Here is a 17181-nt window from a genome sequence, read left to right as displayed (position 1 = left end):
GTCAGAATTTCGGTACGGGAAGAACCGGTGTGTTGGTGCGCTGCCAGTTATTTGGCCCACTGATGCCGTAAGACGGAATCGTGATGGTGTCCATCGTGGTGTTCCAGGTCAGCGCCTTTTCATAAGCGAACGCTTTTGCCGAACGTTTCGGTTCGAGGCAGCCGGTGTACCAGCCAAAGATGATTTTGTGCGCCAGTTGCTGCAAAGCACCTTCCGGAATCGCCGGGAAGAAATCCTCAACGATCTGCGCCTTATTAGCTTTGGCAATTGCCAGCAGATGATTGAGATTTGTCATGAGTTCCGGCTGTTCGAGTTCCAACAGCGCCAACATGCGCTGCCCGACCGTATCATCCAGTTTGTGATTGACCAGAAGACGAGATATCTGCATGAAAGGAATGAAATTTTTTGACGAGTCTGCAAACGCCAAACGCGGAAGCGTGGTGGTGATCAGGCCGCCAGCCACGATCACAGCGCCGGACAGTAACACTCTCCGACGTGACAACTGGACCTCGCCTGGCGGCAGGTCTTGCAACTTACTCATGGTGTATCCCTGGTTAGTGACACGGCTCAAAACCCATCGCAAAGCGAAGGTAAAAAATCTAGTTATTTGAATAACGTAACAGCACCGCGAGTTAACAATCACATAACGCAATGTTAATCAGATGCCTTATAACGACACGGACTTTTAATATAATAAATGGTTCTTAAACAAAAGCCATACGTAATGATGTTTTCAAATCAAAATTGAGCGAGTTTGGGCATTAAAAGCTAACGCATAATCACTTTGAGTGATGTATGTCCCAATAGAGGTAAGGGCTGTGAGATGCGAGATGCGAGATGCGAGATGCGAGATGCGAGATGCGAGATGCGAGGATTATCATGACCATAAAAAAAGCCGCCATCCCAAAGAGATAGCGGCTTGTAAAACAGCAGAAACTTACTTGCTCAACGTTGCATTCAGCGCATCAATGGAAGTCTGCAGACCAGCCTCCACGCTCATGGTGAGATCTTCCATCTCCAGCGAGACGTCGCCGTTGTAACCGGTCATGCGCAATACAGAGAAGAACTCTTTCCACCACTTCAGATCCTGACCGCAACCGACAGCAACGTAGTTCCAGGTCCGGGTTTTCGTGTTCGTCACCGGTTGATACTCCATCAAGCCGTCAACGTCGGCCAAACCACGCTCAATACGCGCGTCCTTGCCGTGGACGTGGAACACTGCCCCTTCCAGCTTACGTGCAGCAGCGATCGGATCCGCGCCCATCGCAATCAGGTGCGAAGGATCGAGGTTCATGCCGATCATGTCATCCACCTCGTGACGCAGGCGCAGCAATGTCGAGGGGTTGTACACCAATTGGCATGGGAACTCTTCAATCGCGATTTGTTCGACGCCATGCTGTTTAGCGTGCTGGACAAATTTCTTCCACCACGGAATGGCCACCTCATTCCACTGATAATCGATCACACCCGGCATATAATCTGGCCATGAGATGGTAGAGGTAATCCAGTTCGGCACGCGATCTTCTGGCCCCCCACCTGGCAGGCCACTCATCATCACGATCTTTTTCACGCCCAACTTGCCTGCCAACTCAACCGCGCGATAGCTACTTTTCGTGTGTGTCTCACCCAATTCACCCGGTGCCAACGGGTTCCCTGAGCAGTTTAACGCCACGATGCGCATTTCTCGTTCAGCCAGCTCTTGCTTGAACTTCTCCAGTTTTTCTGGCGAGGCCAGAAGTTCCTCTGTTTTCACGTGCGGACAGGGTGACCATCCACCTGCCGTCATTTCTACGCCCTCAATACCGTAGCTTTTAACTTTATCCAGCATCGCCGCGAAAGGTAAATCCGCCAGAACGTCAGTACATAATGCAAGCTTCATTGTTTAATCCTTCATCTGGTGCGTAAATCACGCTTTCTCAAATTGTTCGATAAATTCTTGTTTGGTTTTTGCATTGGCTAATAACGTGGTTTTCACTTCATCGCCGAGCAAATTGGCAATATCAGCTAACAGTGGAATATGTTCATTTTCAGTTGCCGCAACAGCAACGACGACAAACACCACCTTTCCAGCGCCCCAACTCACACCATTTGGAAATTGAAAAACCTGATACCCGGTTTTAATCACCTGGTCGAGGTTCTCTTTCACACAATGAGGGAAAGCAATACCCGCCCCAATATAGGTAGAAACGCTTTTTTCACGCGCTAACATGCCATTGATAAAGCCAGGTTTTACATAACCGGACTGCTCTAACGCCTTTGCCGCTATCTCAATGGCTTGGTTTTTATTCGCTGCCCAACATTGCAAATGCAGCGCACCTTCCGTCAGTTTCAACATCGTCATTCCTCACTTTTCGCGAGAAGTTAGGTTATTAGCGATAAAGCGCGGGCTGCTCTGGAATCACCACGTCATGTTTCTCGCCATCTTTCAGCGAAGCCAGACCGGCATCACAGACCAGCGCGACGACGTAGCCATCCCAGGAGGAAGGGCCGCTCATTTCGCGACCATCACGCACGCTGTCAACAAAATGCTGAACTTCGCGATCGTAAGCCGTTGCAAAACGTTCCATGCAAGATTGCGCAATGTGTTGTGCATTGCCGTTCAGTGAGCGGGTACTGATGAACTGTTGCTCCGTCAAGGCGGCAATGGCATTTTCACCAATCACTTCACAGCGGATGTCGTAGCCGTAGTGGCAGTTCACAAACAGTTCATCGTCAATACGAACACCGGATTCGGTTTCGAAGATCACAATCAGCGGATCCTGCAAGTGCGGCAATGCGCGGCGGGTTTTCTTACGCGGCTTGTCTACACGCACAGACGTGATATTTTCGTTCAGCAAATAGCGAATGATGTCGATTTCGTGAGTGGCGGAGTCGTTAACCGCCATCTCGAGCGTGTAGCTCTCTGGCACTGACGGGTTGCGGTGAGCACAGTGAATCAACATGATGTCGCCCAACGCGCCCCCCTCAATCGACTGCTTCAGCGCCTGATAACCCGGGTCAAAACGGCGCATAAAGCCCAATTGTAAAAGGCGCTTACCCGCTTTGACCTCTGCAACAATAATTTCTTTCGATTCATCAGCCCTTGGTGTCAGCGGTTTTTCGCAGAATACGGGCTTGCCCGCATTAAAGGCCGCCAAAATTTGCGCTTTGTGTACCGGACCAATAGAGCAGATAAAGACTGCATCGACCAATTCGGAATTGATCATCTCTTCTGCATCATAAAACGCGGTGGCACCAAATTCGTTCGCCACGGCATCGGCTGTTGTGTGGTTAATTCGCAAACAGCAGTGACTTGCGCGCCGGAAATAACATGGTGGAAACGTTTCAGATGGTCCCGGCCGATCATGCCCAGACCAATTAAGCCGATTTTGACTGTCATTTATTCATCCTCAGGTTAAAAACGAAATTTCTTTTCAATCTGTTCCAGAGTCAGGCCACGCGTTTCTGGTAAATATTTCACTAGCAGAATAAGCATGATGACGTTGGTCGCGCCGAAGAAACCGAAAGTCATGCCGCCACCGTAATGACTAAGCAAATAAGGGAAGATAGATTGGATCATAAAGTCGAAGATCCACAGGCCAAATACCGCAAAGCCCATGCCGACACCACGCATTCTTAATGGATAGATTTCCGCTAACATCAGCCAGAATACTGGCGCAATCCAACCCTGCATAAACACCAGGAATACCAACATCAAGCCAAGAATGACATAAGGTGCGTTGGCGAAATTGGCATGCAGCGTATCCACTCCGTTGACGGTTTCAGTGTGGAAGAAGAATTTAAACGCCAGGCCAATCAACACCAGGCTAACGGTTACCCCAGCCTGACCGGTGAAAAACATTTTTCGGCGTGAATGCTTGCCAATCAACGCCATGCCCAGCAGCGTCGCCAATACGGAGATAATGCCGTTTGCCACCGCGCCGGTAACCGCTGCCGCATCACCGAGCCCAGTTGCTTTCAGGACGGTTGGCGCGTAGTACATGATGGTGTTGACTCCAGTCACTCGAGTGGCCAGCACAATCATTAAACCAATCAAAACCAGTTGAATCACCCAGCGATTTTTTAGCTCAGCGAACAGATTAAACTTCACCTGATCAGCCTTAACGATCTGCTGAATCTCTTTCACTTCTCGGTCTACTTCCTCCGGAAGGCGCAATGTTTTCAGCACCTTCACGGCCTTATCCGTTTCGCCACGGCGAATAAAGAAGCGTGGCGATTCAGGCATCATTAACATCCCGAACCACAAAAGCGCACCCGGCAGTGCGGGAATCGCCAGCATAATGCGCCAGTTGTGCTGCATCTCTGGATACAGGTTTACAATCGCAGCGTTAACGGAATACGCCAGGAATTGCCCGGTCACGATCATTAATTCGTTGACCGTCACCAATCGTTCACGCTGATCTGCCCGCGCTAATTCGGAAATATAAATAGGTACTGTCACGGAGGCACAGCCCACCGCTAAGCCCAGAATAAAGCGGGCCACAATCATTGAGGGCACATCCCAGGCGAATGCAGTGCCTAAAGCGCCAAACATAAAGATAGCTGCAACCCATAGCAGGTTTTTACGCCTCCCCTGTTTATCCGATAAATATCCGCCAAATAACGATCCAAGTGCCGCACCGAATAACAGGAATGAGGTAATAAAACCTTCCTGCGCAGGTGTCAGATTCAGGTCATACTTCATGAATATCAGCGCACCGGAAATAACACCGGTATCGTAACCAAAGCATAAACCACCAATCGTCGAAACAATGGTGATTAACCGCATGCGCTGAGGATTTTGCAGGTTCGTTTTATTATACTTAGCTGTTCCATCTGGTTGTAAGGTAAAACCGTTGCAAGCCGTATTTTTGGTCAGTCGTCGCTGAGGAATTTTACGCAGCCTGAATCAGAACATTTATTTAATGCACAACATCATTATTGTTATTTTTCTGGCAACGCTGAACACGCTGTCAGTCCCCTTTTCGTTACAACAACGTTATATCAAAGTGAATTCCAAACACCAGTTGCTCTCGCCCACACGATTTAACAGCGTGCGAAAGATCATATATTCCTCACAAAAATCACAAAAACCAGTGATTAAAGTCACATTGCAAATATTATGCATTGACATAGCAAGAATGAAGACAAATAAAAAAAGCCATTTTTTCACATGTTTGTTAAAATATTTCTTCGCGACTATGGCACGCATTCAATGGCACTTATCGCCTGTGGTTTCGACAATTTTGTATTTCCACCTGTTCGAATACAGCAATATTGATGATATTTTCATTTTAGCCCTCAACTTATCCCTATTGATTGCAAGTTCATGCCGCTCAACACAACATCATGCTTTCCTGGTATTTAATGCGTGGGTGTATTTTGATCAAAATAAAAGTGTGACGACGATCAATTTTATATTTTAGCCAATGTTTAAAAAACAAAAATCAACACCTGGCACTCTCCTAAAATCATCAACGCCTTACCTGTCAATGGATTAAATATCAGTAAAAAGCAAAAATGATGATTACGAGGCTGAAAACTAATGCAAGAATAGCGCTATACCAACAGGAGCTACCATGATTACCTTTTGCATCAATGAACATCCCTCCGCCCGTGGCTTCGACAACAGTTTGCGTCCGCGCCTGGCGTTTATGTGCAAAGCAGAAGGTAAAGAAGAGGCCATTCCTCGCGTCATGCACAAGCATGATGACCGCTTTGAAGTGATGTTCATACGCTCAGGCAGTGGCATCTACAACATCGATGGCCGAGGCTATGACGTCAAGCAAGGCGATATCATGTTGTTTAACGCGAATGTACTTCATGACGAAAGCCCTGATGCGTCAGACGATTTATTGATCTTCAGTTGCGGCGTTGAGCAACTTAAGGTTGATGGCTTGCCTCTCAATGTTCTCACCACGCGCGCCCAACCTGCCGTGATGCCCAGCGGTGAGTTTTATGATGAAATTTGCCAGTTGTTTGATCAGATGTGGGCACACGTTAACAGCAAACGGCTCTTTAGTGCCGAAATCGGCGATAACTTACTGAGCGTGCTGCTATTACTGTGCCGCAATATCTGGATTGAAAACAAACAAGAGCAGGAGAGCAATAACACCCTACTGGGACAACGCATCAAAGATTACATTGATAATCACTATAAAGAAGATATCGCACTGAGTTCGATCACCGCTGCATTGAATATGAATCAATTTTATCTGGCGCACGTATTCAAAGATTATTCAGGGTATTCACCCAAACAATATCAGACGCGTCGCCGAATTGGCGAGGCGCAAAATTTGCTATTGAGCACCAATCTGGGTGTCACTGAGGTGGCTAACGCCGTGGGTTACGATAACGTCAATAACTTCCATCGCATCTTTCATAATCTTGTCGGCATACCACCTGCACGCTATAAAAAATTCTGGCTGACCGGGCAACTCAATCGTTAATTTTTCGTTCTTCCAAAAGCAAAATGCCCTCTTTCGAGGGCATCTTTTCATAGCGCAATCTTATTTCAGTGTAATACGCGCAATACCATCGGTGCCTTTAGTTGAAGAGTCTTTATTGAACTCGGCCTTCAAGGTTACATACAGGGTATTGTTATCCGGTCCAATCAGCAGGCTGTTGGGATTCTGTTCGAATGACCAACTGTTCTTTACTGCGTAAGTGGTGGCATCCAACTGCAGTACTTTCTTCGATTCGCGCTGGCTGATGAAGATCTCATTGCGCTTCGCATCGAATTTAATACCCAGAGAATCACCCTCGATACGCTTGATCACTTTACCGGTGCGCTCGTCAAACACCAATGTGGCTTTGCCTTTAGAATCGTCAGTCACAAACAGGCGGCCAGTGGATGGATCTTCTGCCATGTTCAGGAACAGATACTCTTTACCGTCACCGGCTGTCCAGCGCTTCTCGATTTTGTGGGTGCGCGGATTAATCACCAGGATCTCGCCAGAGCCGTTGGCCGCATAAATACGTTCAGTAACCGGAGAGTAAATAATGCCCGTTACCCATTTGCCCGCATTTTTAATCTCGGTTTTCAGTTTGAAGGTCTTAGTATCGACCACGGAGATATAACCTGGATCGGCCACTCGACCGACATACAACTCATTGCCATGCCACAGCACTTCACGCGCACCCGCTGGGTAGCCTTCTTTGCTGATTTTGCCCGGGAACACTAAACGCTGCAGCACTTTACCGCTTTGCGCGTCCACTTTGGAAATAGCGCCATCCAGTGAGTTGGTGGTGTAGAACACGCTGCCCTGCTCATCGATCGCCGTACCAAAGTTTTTCAGATCGGTGTGTGTCTCACCCTTGGTCTCAAGCGTCGCAGGATCAAGACGATAGATCATACCGCCGTTAACATCTTTGAATGCCTGTGCGCTGGCGACAAACAGTGCTTTCGATGCTGGAGAGTAGGCCATTTCGTACAGACCATCGCCCAGGTCGCGTTTCAACACTGCGGTATCAACCGGTTTTACAGTCTCAGCGGCTGGTGCCTCGGCTTTTTTGGCAGGTGCCTGGCAAGCCGTCAGGCTAAATGCTGCGGCGATCGCCATAGCAACAGTGGCTTTACGCGGGCTAAACAACGATTTCATGCTGAACTCCATCAATGGATGAACGGCTCCGACCACATCGTAGCGGGCGGAAAATATAAGAAGAATGAGAATCATACGCATTATCGTAAAGTAATCAAATATTCGCGTAGATTTATGTGCTCATTCCACCCGGCTAACTCAATTCGCCGCCTGATTTGACGCTACCTGATATTAAAAAAGTGCCAAATCTTGCCAAATAAAAGTGAAAACACCAGCAACTAACGGGTTATAAATCCCTCCAGATGACTGAATTACTTCGTGTTTACACATTATTACACTTCAAATTGAATCCTTGCGAGATCCTATAAAGCAAATGATTATCATTGGCGTTCGTAATTAGATAGTGCATTCGTTTGTTCTGCCCTTTTGGGTAGCACGACGCAACCACCAGCATAACAACCGAAGCGTAATGGCTTCTTATAACCATCATTTACCACGGAAACGATTATGTCTTTGATCGGCAGGGAATCAGGTATCCGCAAAACGTTCAGCGTTTCATTGTTGGCTATGGCAGTACACGCCCTTCTCAACCCCACATTGGCGCAGGCTGCTGATACCACTCAGCAGGATCTGGTGGTCAATGCGACCACCAGTGACAGCAGTGATGATAATGACAAGCAGGACTATGCGGTGAAAACCACGCGAGCGGGCACAAAGCTGCTACTCACGCCGCGTGACGTGCCGCAATCTGTCAGTGTAGTGACGCAGCAGCGTATGCAGGACCAGCAGTTGCAAACTGTCACCGACGTGCTGAACAACACCACTGGTATCACCAGCAACTTGGTGGATTCTGAACGTTCAGAATACTATTCGCGCGGTTTCAAGATCACCAACTTCACCTTTGACGGCATCCCCACCTCGGTCGGTGATAGCTGGAACTATGGTGATGCAGCCTCGGACACGGCCATTTACGATCGTATTGAAGTGGTGCGCGGTGCCACCGGTTTGATGACTGGTGCTGGCAGTCCCTCTGCTTCGGTGAATATGGTGCGCAAGCACGCCGACAGCAAAGAGTTTACGGGTTCGGTGGACGCTAGCTATGGCAGTTGGGATAAACAGCGTTATGTTGCAGACATCTCAGGGCCACTCAACAGCGAGGGTTCGTTGCGCGGGCGCGTGGTGACGGGTTATCAGGATCAGGACAGCTGGCTGGACCGCTATCATAAAAACAAGAAATTCCTATATGGCGTGGTCGATGCGGATTTAACCGACAAAACGACCTTTTCTCTCGGCTACGACTATGAAAAAGCGGATACTCGCGACCCAACCTGGGGTGGATTACCCGTCTTCTACAGCAACGGGTCACTTACCCATTACAACCGCAGCCTGAACTCAGGCGCAGACTGGACGTACTACCACACTGAAGTGCAGAAAGTGTATGCCGATCTGGTGCACAACTTCGATAACGGTTGGAGCTTCCATGTGAATGGCACCCATGCCAAGAATACGTTCAGTGACAAGCTTTTATATGTCATGGGTAATCCAGATGAAAGCACAGGTGAGGGTTCAACAGGATATGGCAGTCTGGACCGCGGTAAACGTGAGCAAACTTCGGTTGATGCCTTTGCCAGTGGACCGTTTGAGCTGTTAGGCCGCCAGCACCAATTAATGGCAGGCTTAAGTTACAGCCGCCAACACAACCAGACTTATAGTCAGGATGGTGTTACTGATCTTGATGAGTATGACATTACCTCAGCGGATATGGGGCCCTTCAACAATAACTGGAATGGCAATATTGCCGAACCTCAGTGGCAGGGTTGGTATCTGAACGCCAATGACGTTATCCGTCAGAAGTCAGCCTATACCGCAGCGCGTTTCTCATTGGCCGATCCGTTGTCATTGATTATTGGAGCGCGCTACACCGAGTGGAGCACCAACGGTAGCAGCGGTAACATGACCAAAAACAATACCACCCCGTATGCGGGTCTGGTGTATGACATCAATGATACCTGGTCAGCCTATGCCAGCTATACGTCGATTTTCCAGCCACAGACTTATCGCGACAGTTCAGGCCATTATCTCTCCCCAGTGACCGGGAAGAGCTACGAAACGGGTGTGAAATCAGCCTGGTATGATGGCCGTTTAACCGCCACCTTCGCAGTGTTCCGGATCCAGCAAGAGAATGTTGGCACCGAAGAGAATGGCGTGTACGTCAACAACAGCAGCGAACAGGCCTACACCGCCACTAAGGGCGCACGCAGCAAAGGCGCCGAGTTTGAACTGAACGGTGCGCTTACCGACAACCTGCAATTAACCTTCGGCGCAACGCGCTATGTAGCGCGTGATTCGGATGGTCGTTATAACCCTGATCAACCGCAAACCCAGTTCAAGCTGTTTACCCGATACAACGTACCGATGTTGCCTGACCTGACCATCGGTGGCGGTATTAACTGGCAGAACCGCGTATTTGAAGATGTGAGCGCGCCAGATGGCAGCACCCAGCGCGTGTATCAGGGAAGCTATCCACTGGCAAACCTGTTTGCCCGTTATCAGGTCACCAAACAGGTTGCGGTGCAAGCTAACGTCGATAACTTATTCGACCGTGAGTACTACACCTATATGAACAACTATGTTTACGGTGAGCCGCGCAACTTCTCGGTTAGCGTGTCATATCAATTCTGATAAAAAAATCCCCGGCGCCAGGCCGGGGATACTTTCTGCATCACACTTTATTTTTATAATTAAAGCTGATCTGCGAATTCTGTTCTCGTGGCAGACGCCGCGCCTCCAGATATACCGATTTCCAATACGGATTATTCAGTGAGGAGCGCATCACGCCCTGGCTAACCGAAGCGTGGAGGAATTGGTGGTCGGTGTCATAAAAGCCAACGTGTAACTCGTGTTTGATACGAAAGAACACTAAATCACCGGGTTGCAGGTGCGCCTTATCAACCGGCTGCCCCATGGCAATTAATTCGCGCGTTGTGACACGATCCATTGGAATATTGAAACGATCTTTTAAGGTTCGCCAAACAAAACCGGAGCAATCCACACCGTTTAATTGCGTGCCGCCCCACTGATATTTGGTGCCTTCCCATGAGTGCATCTGGTCGTGTAATGCCGCGATCACGGGAATCAAATCGGGTTGCTTACCACCATCGGTTGAAGCATCGACACTCTCTTCCGCAGGTGCATGAGAAGTTTTGGAAGAGCAACCTGCCAGGGTAATAACAAACAGACAGGCGATAAATTTTCTGGCCGCAGAGTTGATCATGGGATGACGTTTTCGCTGAGGGAGACAGTGGTTAGAGATTTATACCGCAAAAAAGTTGCAAAAATAAATAGCTCGCCGCTGAATTCTTTTAATCCTCTTCTTTTTTACTTAAGTTTACGCAAAGGTAACATCATGTATTTGGGATAAAAATTAACTATTCCTTCGCCAATTTTCGCTTTGGAGGTTATTAATTCGCCCAACTCTGCTGCTATTTCATCCCACCATTAGCATCTGTCTGCCGATGGTGGCAAGCCGGCATCATTTTATTGTTTGGATTGGCTGCGTAACGGCGACTCTGGCAGGAATAATGACAAAATAAAGGCCAGCGCCATCACCACCGCCGCCATCTGGAATGCCGCATGTACCGCTGTGCTAAATACCTGCAAATACGCTTGTTGCACATCATACGGCAAATGGTGCACTGCATTCGGGTCCAGCGTGGCGGGCAATACATCGCCCTTTTCCACCAATTCAGTCAAACCCGATTTCAAGACGTGACTAAACATCGCGCCAAACAGCGCCACCCCGATTGAACCGCCCACCGAACGGAACAACGTGACAGAGGATGTGGCGACGCCAATACGGTCGGGTGTCACACTGTTCTGCACCGCCAGCACCAGCACCTGCATCACCATCCCCATGCCCATTCCGAGCACGCAGGCGTAGAGATAAATCTGCCACAGCGCAGATTGCAGGGTGAGCGTCGTCATAAGAGCCATCCCGACGGTTGCCAGCAAGGTTCCGCCAATCGGGAACAGACGATAGCGACCAGTACGACTGATAATGCGTCCGCTGATAATCGATGTCACCAGCAGCCCACCCATCAGCGGCAGCAACTGCAACCCAGCTTCGGTCGGGGTTGAGCCTTTCACCACCTGCAAATAGAGCGGCAGGAAAGTGACGCTGCCGAACAGCGACATCCCGACAATAAAAGCCATCAAACTGGAGAGCGAAAAACTGCGATTACGGAACAGCCCAAGCGGAATAATCGGTTCCCATGCACGACGTTCTTCGTAGATAAAGCCAATCACTCCGACCAGACCAAACGCCAGGATGCACCACAACTGCGGATCGCTCCATGCCCGCAACGTACCGCCTTCACTGGTAAACAGGGTGATACCCACTAGCGCAAGACTCAGGCAAACAGCACCGGGATAATCAATCTCATGAGGTTTACGTTTGTTATCGGCTTTAAACACCGCATTAATAATCAGCAGCGCAAACAACCCTAACGGTAAATTGATATAGAAAATCCAGCGCCACGAGGCGTGCTGGACGATAAAGCCCCCCAGTAATGGCCCCACCACGGTCGCCAGACCGAAAACGCCGCCAAAGAGTCCCTGGTATTTACCGCGTTCTGCTGGTGGAATAATATCCGCGACGGCCGCCATACTGACCACCATCAGTCCGCCACCGCCGAGACCTTGCAGTGCGCGGGTAAAGATTAATTGCTCCATATTTTGCGCCAGGCCACACAGTGCCGAGCCGATGAGAAACAAGATGACCGAGATTTGTAGCACCGTTTTACGGCCAAACAGATCGCCGAACTTGCCGTAAAGCGGGACAACAATTGTCGAGGCCAACATGTAGGCCGTGACGATCCACGACAGCCGATCAAGCCCGCCCAATTCACCCACAATGGTTGGCAGTGCTGTCGAGACGATGGTCTGGTCAAGGGCGGAAAGCAGCATGACCAGCATCAATGCGCCCATCAGCAAGCGGACGGAAGGAAGACGCTCTTCTCCACTGCCTGAGTGCGGCACAAGTGTTTTAGGTTTCATATCAGACACCAATTGAAATTAATTAAATACACAATTAATATTGATCGAAGTCTGACATGAAACAAGTGAGCGCGTAAAGATGACCGCACGAAAAGTCCCAGCTGATGATAAGACAACTCCTGCCAAACCCCGCCGTCCTGGACGTCCTCGGGGCGGAGCCATCACTGCACAACAGCGCGAGCACCTGTTGGACATTACGCTTGCGATTTATGCCGAAAGCGGCATCGCTGAAACCTCGCTGAATGCGATTGCACGTAAAGCTGGCGTGAGTCCGGCGATGCTCAACTACTATTTTCAGTCGCGCGAATCGTTGTTAGATGTGGTGGTTGAGGAGCGCTTTTTACCGCTACGCCAGCGTCTTGAAGCTCACTTCAACAATGACGAAAGTGACCCTGTCACTACTTTTAGTGGATTTATTCGTGAAATCGCTGACATAGTACTGAACAATGACTGGTTTGCCCCACTGTGGATGCAAGAAGTCACCAGCGGCTCTCACGGCTTAGGTCAGCACATTAAAGAACGATATGGTCATGCGGGACGCGACAAAGTCAGGGCTTTGATTGTGCGCTGGCAACAGCAGGGACTATTAAATGCGGCGCTAAATCCCGATTTGTTGATGACCTCCATCCTGAGCCTGATTCTCGTGCCGTTCACACGCTTCGCCAATGAGCCGGAGTTTGATACGGAGCTGATTGTACAGCACACACTTAGCCTGTTCTGCCAGGGTATCCGCCCGCTCAGCTAACCCGTTTTCTGCCTCGCATCTACACTGTTGAAATGATATTCAGCGAGCAGGAAAAAATGATGATTTTAGATGCCGATACCAATTTACAGCTTGAGCGTACCCTGCAAGTACCCGCCGATGTGATTTGGCGCTGCTGGACCAGACCAGAACATCTCCAACACTTTTTTGTGCCTAAGCCTCATAAGTTAGTCAGTTGCGATATCGATCTGCATCCTGGTGGTCGGTTCAACACGATTTTTGAGGTGGAGGGGAATGAAATGCGCAACGAAGGGGTGTTTCTGAAGCTGATACCGGGTCGTAAACTGGTCTTTACCGATACCTATACAGAAGGATGGAAACCTGCTGAGCATCCTTTCATGACCGCAATATTGCTACTGGAACCGCTCAATCCGCACGCGACTCGTTACGTTGCCATTGCCAGGCATCGCAACGCTGAAGCACGCGCCGAACATGAAAAAATGGGCTTTCATAGCGGCTGGGGCATGGTTGCCGACCAGCTTGAAGCTTATGCCCAGATGCTTTAAGGGCACCTGCGGTTTTCTTGATAATGAGCCTACTTAAAGGCTCATGGGCAATGAAGCTTTACTTAAATTCCTTGAGCCAGGATTAACCTACTACTTCAATAAAAACATGTAGACCTTTGTGGCCTACAAGATCAACCTGCTCGACGATAACAACAAACTCGGTCTGCCGAATGATGACCAGGTAGCATTGGGTCTGGTGTATCAGTTCTAATATATAGAAAGGCCAGCAATGCTGGCCTTTTTCGACTACTCGCAGTCAAGTTTGCAGCGGGTGAATTACTCGATCACTAACTGGACCTTTTTGCCCATCGCCGCAACCATACCCACTAACGAATCAATGGTAAATTTTTCTGTTTTTAGATTAACCACATCTGAAACTCGGGGTCTGGAAACGTGCAGGATCTTTGCCGCTTCAATCTGCTTATGGCCACTTGCCGTCATCCATTCAGAAATTTCAGTCATTAGCTGCTTCTTTAATTCGTCGGCTCGGTTAATTTCTTCACGAGATTGTGTCAGAAGGGAGTCCGCTTCAGCCGGTTCGAATCCGAGATCAGCAAAAATATTGCTGCCCGCTTTGGTGATATGCCGCGACTGGGTATCGATTTTATCGGTCATGTTAGTTTTCTCCGTTCTTCGATAACTGCTTTATAACGCTCGATGATTATATTCACATCTTTGGGGCTGGTTTGTTGTGTTTTCTTTTGGAAGGCGTGTATGACATAAATGGCTTCAACAAATTTTGCCACATAAACGACGCGATATTCGCCATCATTGCCTTTTATTTTGACCTCAATAACACCTGCTCCCCAGCGATTCACAGCCTTGTAGTGAGTGGGATTATGCCCATTTTGAATTTTGTGAAGTTCAAATCCAACGTCCTTTTTCACCTCATTGGGGAACATTTTGATGTCCTCCAGCGTTGTACCACGCCAGTCTAAATCCTTTTCATCCATTTCTGTGCGCTCCACACCACTCCATTTGTGTATAAAATATTATACACACCTAAGTGTACGGAACAAACTTCACACAATAAAAAACCCCGCATTTGCGAGGCTTCTCTCAAACTAATGTGTTTACGGATACAACCCGCGATCCTTCCTTGCCAGCAGAATTCGCTCGCAGGCAACGGCGTAAGCTGCCGTACGCAGCGTCACGTTCAGCGCATCCGCTTTATGCCACACCGTTTCAATCGCGTGCTGCATAATGCTGTCCAGCCGTTGATTGATCTCCTCTTCGCTCCAGAAGAAGCTGGAGAAATCCTGCACCCATTCGAAGTAACTCACCGTCACGCCGCCCGCATTCGCAATCACATCTGGCACCACAGCAATGCCGCGTTGCTGCAAGATATCATCCGCTTCCGGTAGCGTTGGGCCATTTGCCCCCTCAATAATCAGGCTGCACTTCAGTTGGTTGGCACGTTCAGCAGTAATCTGCCCTTCCAGCGCAGCAGGAACCAGAATGTCGTAAGGCTGCGTCCAAAAATGTTCATCCGCTATGGTGTCAGCACCCGGGAAGCCCGCGATACTACCGTGAGCCTGCTGCCACGTCTGTAACGCCGGGATATCCACTCCGCTGGACAAATACAATGTGGCTTTGTGATCCTGCACCGCCACCACTTTTGCCCCAATCGCATGGAACAGTTCGGCGCTGACGCTGCCAACGTTACCAAAACCCTGCACCGCCACGCGGCTATCTGGCACATCAATGCCCAGCTTAGTCGCAGCGCTGCAACCGGTGACGAAAACCCCGCGCCCGGTGGCTTTGACGCGCCCCAGTGACCCGCCCAGATGCACCGGTTTGCCGGTCACTACGCCGGTGGTAGTGGCGCCAACGTTCATCGACCAGGTATCCATCATCCACGCCATTACCTGCGCGTTGGTTCCAACATCAGGGGCGGGAATATCCTGTTGGGGACCAATCATATTGCCGATTTCGCTGGTATAGCGCCGCGTTAAACGCTCCAGCTCTTTCTGGGATAAGGTTGCCGGATCGACACGCACGCCGCCTTTCGCTCCGCCAAACGGCAGGTTGAGCGCAGCGCACTTCACCGTCATCCATGCAGAGAGCGCCATCACCTCCTGCAACGTCACATCAGGATGGAAACGCACCCCACCCTTACCCGGCCCACGCGACAAATTGTGCTGCACGCGATAACCCTCAAAATGACGCACTGAGCCATCATCCATTTCCAGAGGGATATCAACGATTAATGCCCGCTTCGGATGCGTCAACGTATCGGCCCAGCGGCTAAGATCGCCCAGCAGTGGCAACACGCGTTCAACCTGCGTCAAATACGTTGACCAGGCTGAGTGACAGTCGCCTGTCACATAGGAAAGTTCAGACAAACTGACCTCCAGATTTTACTGTCAGGATAGAAAATGCCGCCAACGGCAGAATGGCGGCGAGAGGATTGGTTTAGTCGTGCAGGCCGAGTTTTTTCTCCAGATAGTGGATGTTGGTGCCACCCTGCTGGAAATGTTCGTCGGACATGATTTTCACCTGCAGCTCGACGTTGGTCTTGATGCCGTCGATGATCAGTTCCGCCAGCGCATTTTTCATGCGCGCGATGGCCACTTCACGGGTGTCACCGTAGGTGATCAGCTTGCCGATCATGGAATCGTAGTACGGCGGCACGCTGTAGCCGGCATAGATGTGCGATTCCCAGCGCGCGCCAAAACCGCCTGGCGCGTGGAAACGGGTGATCTTGCCCGGGCTTGGCAGGAAGGTGTTCGGGTCTTCGGCGTTGATACGGCACTCTACCGCATGACCGCGCACCATCACGTCTTCCTGTTTGATTGACAGCGGCTGACCGGCAGCAATACGCAGCTGCTCTTTGATCAGATCCACGCCGGTGATCATCTCGGTCACCGGATGCTCCACCTGAATACGGGTGTTCATCTCGATGAAGTAGAACTCACCGTTTTCGTACAGGAACTCGAAGGTACCCGCACCGCGGTAGCCGATATCGATACAGGCTTTGGCACAGCGCTCGCCGATAAAGCGACGCAGTTCCGGCGTGATGCCCGGCGCTGGTGCTTCTTCGACCACTTTCTGGTGACGACGCTGCATCGAGCAGTCACGTTCCGCCAGATAGATGGCGTTGCCCTGGCCGTCGGCCATCACCTGAATCTCGATGTGACGCGGGTTCTCGAGGAATTTCTCCATGTAGACCATGTCGTTGTTGAAAGCCGCTTTGGCTTCCGCTTTCGTCATGCCGATGGATTGTTCCAGATCTTTTTCACTGCGCACCACGCGCATACCACGACCGCCGCCGCCGCCAGAGGCTTTGATGATGACCGGGTAGCCGATGCGTTTAGCAATGGCACGGTTTTTATCC

At 49.9% G+C, this 17181-nt stretch carries 17 protein-coding genes; 5 read left to right on the top strand and 12 right to left on the bottom strand.

Translation table 11 applies throughout. The annotated features are described in order from the left end of the window. Nucleotide 1 precedes the first annotated feature (1 nt). The 5 genes from CRO33_RS17725 to CRO33_RS17705 all read right to left on the bottom strand — a co-directional run bounded on the left by CRO33_RS17725 (nt 2) and on the right by CRO33_RS17705 (nt 4768). Entirely contained in the window at nt 2-541 is a 540-nt protein-coding gene (locus tag CRO33_RS17725; RefSeq protein ID WP_097119040.1) for a sugar dehydrogenase complex small subunit, read from the bottom strand. A gap of 396 nt (nt 542-937) precedes the next feature. Then, nucleotides 938-1879, bottom strand: a complete 942-nt coding sequence (locus tag CRO33_RS17720) for a sugar phosphate isomerase/epimerase family protein (protein WP_097119039.1) — start codon at nt 1877-1879, stop codon at nt 938-940. 27 nt (nt 1880-1906) lie between these two features. Further along, the gene (locus tag CRO33_RS17715) at nt 1907-2335 is read right to left on the bottom strand and encodes a PTS sugar transporter subunit IIA (RefSeq protein WP_097119038.1); all 429 of its coding nucleotides are present in this window, start codon (nt 2333-2335) and stop codon (nt 1907-1909) included. A gap of 34 nt (nt 2336-2369) precedes the next feature. Then, entirely contained in the window at nt 2370-3251 is an 882-nt protein-coding gene (locus CRO33_RS17710; RefSeq protein WP_255253286.1) for a Gfo/Idh/MocA family protein, read from the bottom strand. Between the two features lie 143 nt (nt 3252-3394). Then, nucleotides 3395-4768: a sugar porter family MFS transporter gene (locus CRO33_RS17705; RefSeq protein ID WP_097119037.1), complete on the bottom strand. Its 1374-nt coding sequence runs from the start codon at nt 4766-4768 to the stop codon at nt 3395-3397. Between the two features lie 790 nt (nt 4769-5558). Here CRO33_RS17705 and CRO33_RS17695 point away from each other — a divergent pair. Continuing rightward, nucleotides 5559-6428 (top strand): AraC family transcriptional regulator, encoded by an 870-nt coding sequence (locus CRO33_RS17695; protein ID WP_097119035.1) that lies wholly within the window; start codon nt 5559-5561, stop codon nt 6426-6428. A gap of 60 nt (nt 6429-6488) precedes the next feature. Here the strand turns inward: CRO33_RS17695 and CRO33_RS17690 are convergent, their stop codons facing one another. Further along, nucleotides 6489-7580 (bottom strand): YncE family protein, encoded by a 1092-nt coding sequence (locus CRO33_RS17690; RefSeq protein WP_034829915.1) that lies wholly within the window; start codon nt 7578-7580, stop codon nt 6489-6491. A 447-nt stretch (nt 7581-8027) separates the two neighbouring features. On the opposite strand from CRO33_RS17690, the gene fhuE reads away from it, so the two are divergent. Further along, nucleotides 8028-10202, top strand: coding sequence for a ferric-rhodotorulic acid/ferric-coprogen receptor FhuE (fhuE, locus tag CRO33_RS17685; RefSeq protein WP_097119034.1), 2175 nt, complete (start codon nt 8028-8030; stop codon nt 10200-10202). 40 nt (nt 10203-10242) lie between these two features. Here the strand turns inward: fhuE and CRO33_RS17680 are convergent, their stop codons facing one another. Together CRO33_RS17680 and CRO33_RS17675 are read right to left on the bottom strand one after the other, a co-directional pair. Further along, a complete protein-coding gene (locus tag CRO33_RS17680; protein ID WP_034829917.1) occupies nt 10243-10794 on the bottom strand; it encodes a C40 family peptidase in 552 nt (183 codons plus the stop codon). A 263-nt stretch (nt 10795-11057) separates the two neighbouring features. Then, entirely contained in the window at nt 11058-12575 is a 1518-nt protein-coding gene (locus tag CRO33_RS17675; protein ID WP_097119033.1) for an MDR family MFS transporter, read from the bottom strand. Between the two features lie 79 nt (nt 12576-12654). Between CRO33_RS17675 and CRO33_RS17670 the strand changes: the two genes are divergently transcribed. The 3 genes from CRO33_RS17670 to CRO33_RS25035 all read left to right on the top strand — a co-directional run bounded on the left by CRO33_RS17670 (nt 12655) and on the right by CRO33_RS25035 (nt 14055). Beyond that, entirely contained in the window at nt 12655-13320 is a 666-nt protein-coding gene (locus CRO33_RS17670; RefSeq protein WP_097119032.1) for a TetR/AcrR family transcriptional regulator, read from the top strand. Nucleotides 13321-13379: 59 nt separating this feature from the next. Continuing rightward, on the top strand, nt 13380-13844 hold the full coding sequence (locus tag CRO33_RS17665; RefSeq protein ID WP_097119031.1) for an SRPBCC family protein: 465 nt from the start codon (nt 13380-13382) through the stop codon (nt 13842-13844). Between the two features lie 118 nt (nt 13845-13962). Continuing rightward, nucleotides 13963-14055: a porin gene (locus CRO33_RS25035; protein ID WP_072226574.1), complete on the top strand. Its 93-nt coding sequence runs from the start codon at nt 13963-13965 to the stop codon at nt 14053-14055. A 65-nt stretch (nt 14056-14120) separates the two neighbouring features. On the opposite strand, the gene CRO33_RS17655 is transcribed toward CRO33_RS25035, so the two are convergent. The 4 genes from CRO33_RS17655 to CRO33_RS17640 form a co-directional block, all read right to left on the bottom strand. Beyond that, entirely contained in the window at nt 14121-14459 is a 339-nt protein-coding gene (locus CRO33_RS17655; protein ID WP_034829921.1) for a helix-turn-helix domain-containing protein, read from the bottom strand. Then, nucleotides 14456-14797 (bottom strand): type II toxin-antitoxin system RelE/ParE family toxin, encoded by a 342-nt coding sequence (locus CRO33_RS17650; protein ID WP_097119030.1) that lies wholly within the window; start codon nt 14795-14797, stop codon nt 14456-14458. Before CRO33_RS17650 ends, CRO33_RS17655 begins: the two co-directional genes overlap by 4 nt. Nucleotides 14798-14917: 120 nt before the next feature. Continuing rightward, complete coding sequence (locus CRO33_RS17645; protein ID WP_097119029.1) at nt 14918-16189, bottom strand: Glu/Leu/Phe/Val family dehydrogenase; 1272 nt, start codon at nt 16187-16189, stop codon at nt 14918-14920. A 70-nt stretch (nt 16190-16259) separates the two neighbouring features. Then, the coding region (locus tag CRO33_RS17640) for an ATP-binding protein (protein WP_101749446.1) at nt 16260-17181 on the bottom strand (922 nt) is incomplete at its 5' end.

It is taken from the genome of Pantoea sp. GL120224-02, from assembly GCF_900215395.1.
Taxonomy (GTDB): Bacteria; Pseudomonadota; Gammaproteobacteria; order Enterobacterales; family Enterobacteriaceae; genus Pantoea; species Pantoea communis.
The sequence above is the reverse complement of the archived record's forward strand: the minus strand, read 5'-3'. Positions and strand labels throughout refer to the sequence as shown.

What these genes read in the sequence shown, in the direction of transcription:
- CRO33_RS17725 (WP_097119040.1), bottom strand. Translation starts at nt 541, where the DNA reads ATGAGTAAGTTGCAAGACCTGCCGCCAGGCGAGGTCCAGTTGTCACGT.
- CRO33_RS17650 (WP_097119030.1), bottom strand. Translation starts at nt 14,797, where the DNA reads ATGGATGAAAAGGATTTAGACTGGCGTGGTACAACGCTGGAGGACATC.
- CRO33_RS17675 (WP_097119033.1), bottom strand. Translation starts at nt 12,575, where the DNA reads ATGAAACCTAAAACACTTGTGCCGCACTCAGGCAGTGGAGAAGAGCGT.
- CRO33_RS17680 (WP_034829917.1), bottom strand. Translation starts at nt 10,794, where the DNA reads ATGATCAACTCTGCGGCCAGAAAATTTATCGCCTGTCTGTTTGTTATT.
- fhuE (WP_097119034.1), top strand. Translation starts at nt 8,028, where the DNA reads ATGTCTTTGATCGGCAGGGAATCAGGTATCCGCAAAACGTTCAGCGTT.
- CRO33_RS17665 (WP_097119031.1), top strand. Translation starts at nt 13,380, where the DNA reads ATGATTTTAGATGCCGATACCAATTTACAGCTTGAGCGTACCCTGCAA.
- CRO33_RS17705 (WP_097119037.1), bottom strand. Translation starts at nt 4,768, where the DNA reads ATGCGGTTAATCACCATTGTTTCGACGATTGGTGGTTTATGCTTTGGT.
- CRO33_RS17655 (WP_034829921.1), bottom strand. Translation starts at nt 14,459, where the DNA reads ATGACCGATAAAATCGATACCCAGTCGCGGCATATCACCAAAGCGGGC.
- CRO33_RS17715 (WP_097119038.1), bottom strand. Translation starts at nt 2,335, where the DNA reads ATGTTGAAACTGACGGAAGGTGCGCTGCATTTGCAATGTTGGGCAGCG.
- CRO33_RS17690 (WP_034829915.1), bottom strand. Translation starts at nt 7,580, where the DNA reads ATGAAATCGTTGTTTAGCCCGCGTAAAGCCACTGTTGCTATGGCGATC.
- CRO33_RS17720 (WP_097119039.1), bottom strand. Translation starts at nt 1,879, where the DNA reads ATGAAGCTTGCATTATGTACTGACGTTCTGGCGGATTTACCTTTCGCG.
- CRO33_RS17670 (WP_097119032.1), top strand. Translation starts at nt 12,655, where the DNA reads ATGACCGCACGAAAAGTCCCAGCTGATGATAAGACAACTCCTGCCAAA.
- CRO33_RS17695 (WP_097119035.1), top strand. Translation starts at nt 5,559, where the DNA reads ATGATTACCTTTTGCATCAATGAACATCCCTCCGCCCGTGGCTTCGAC.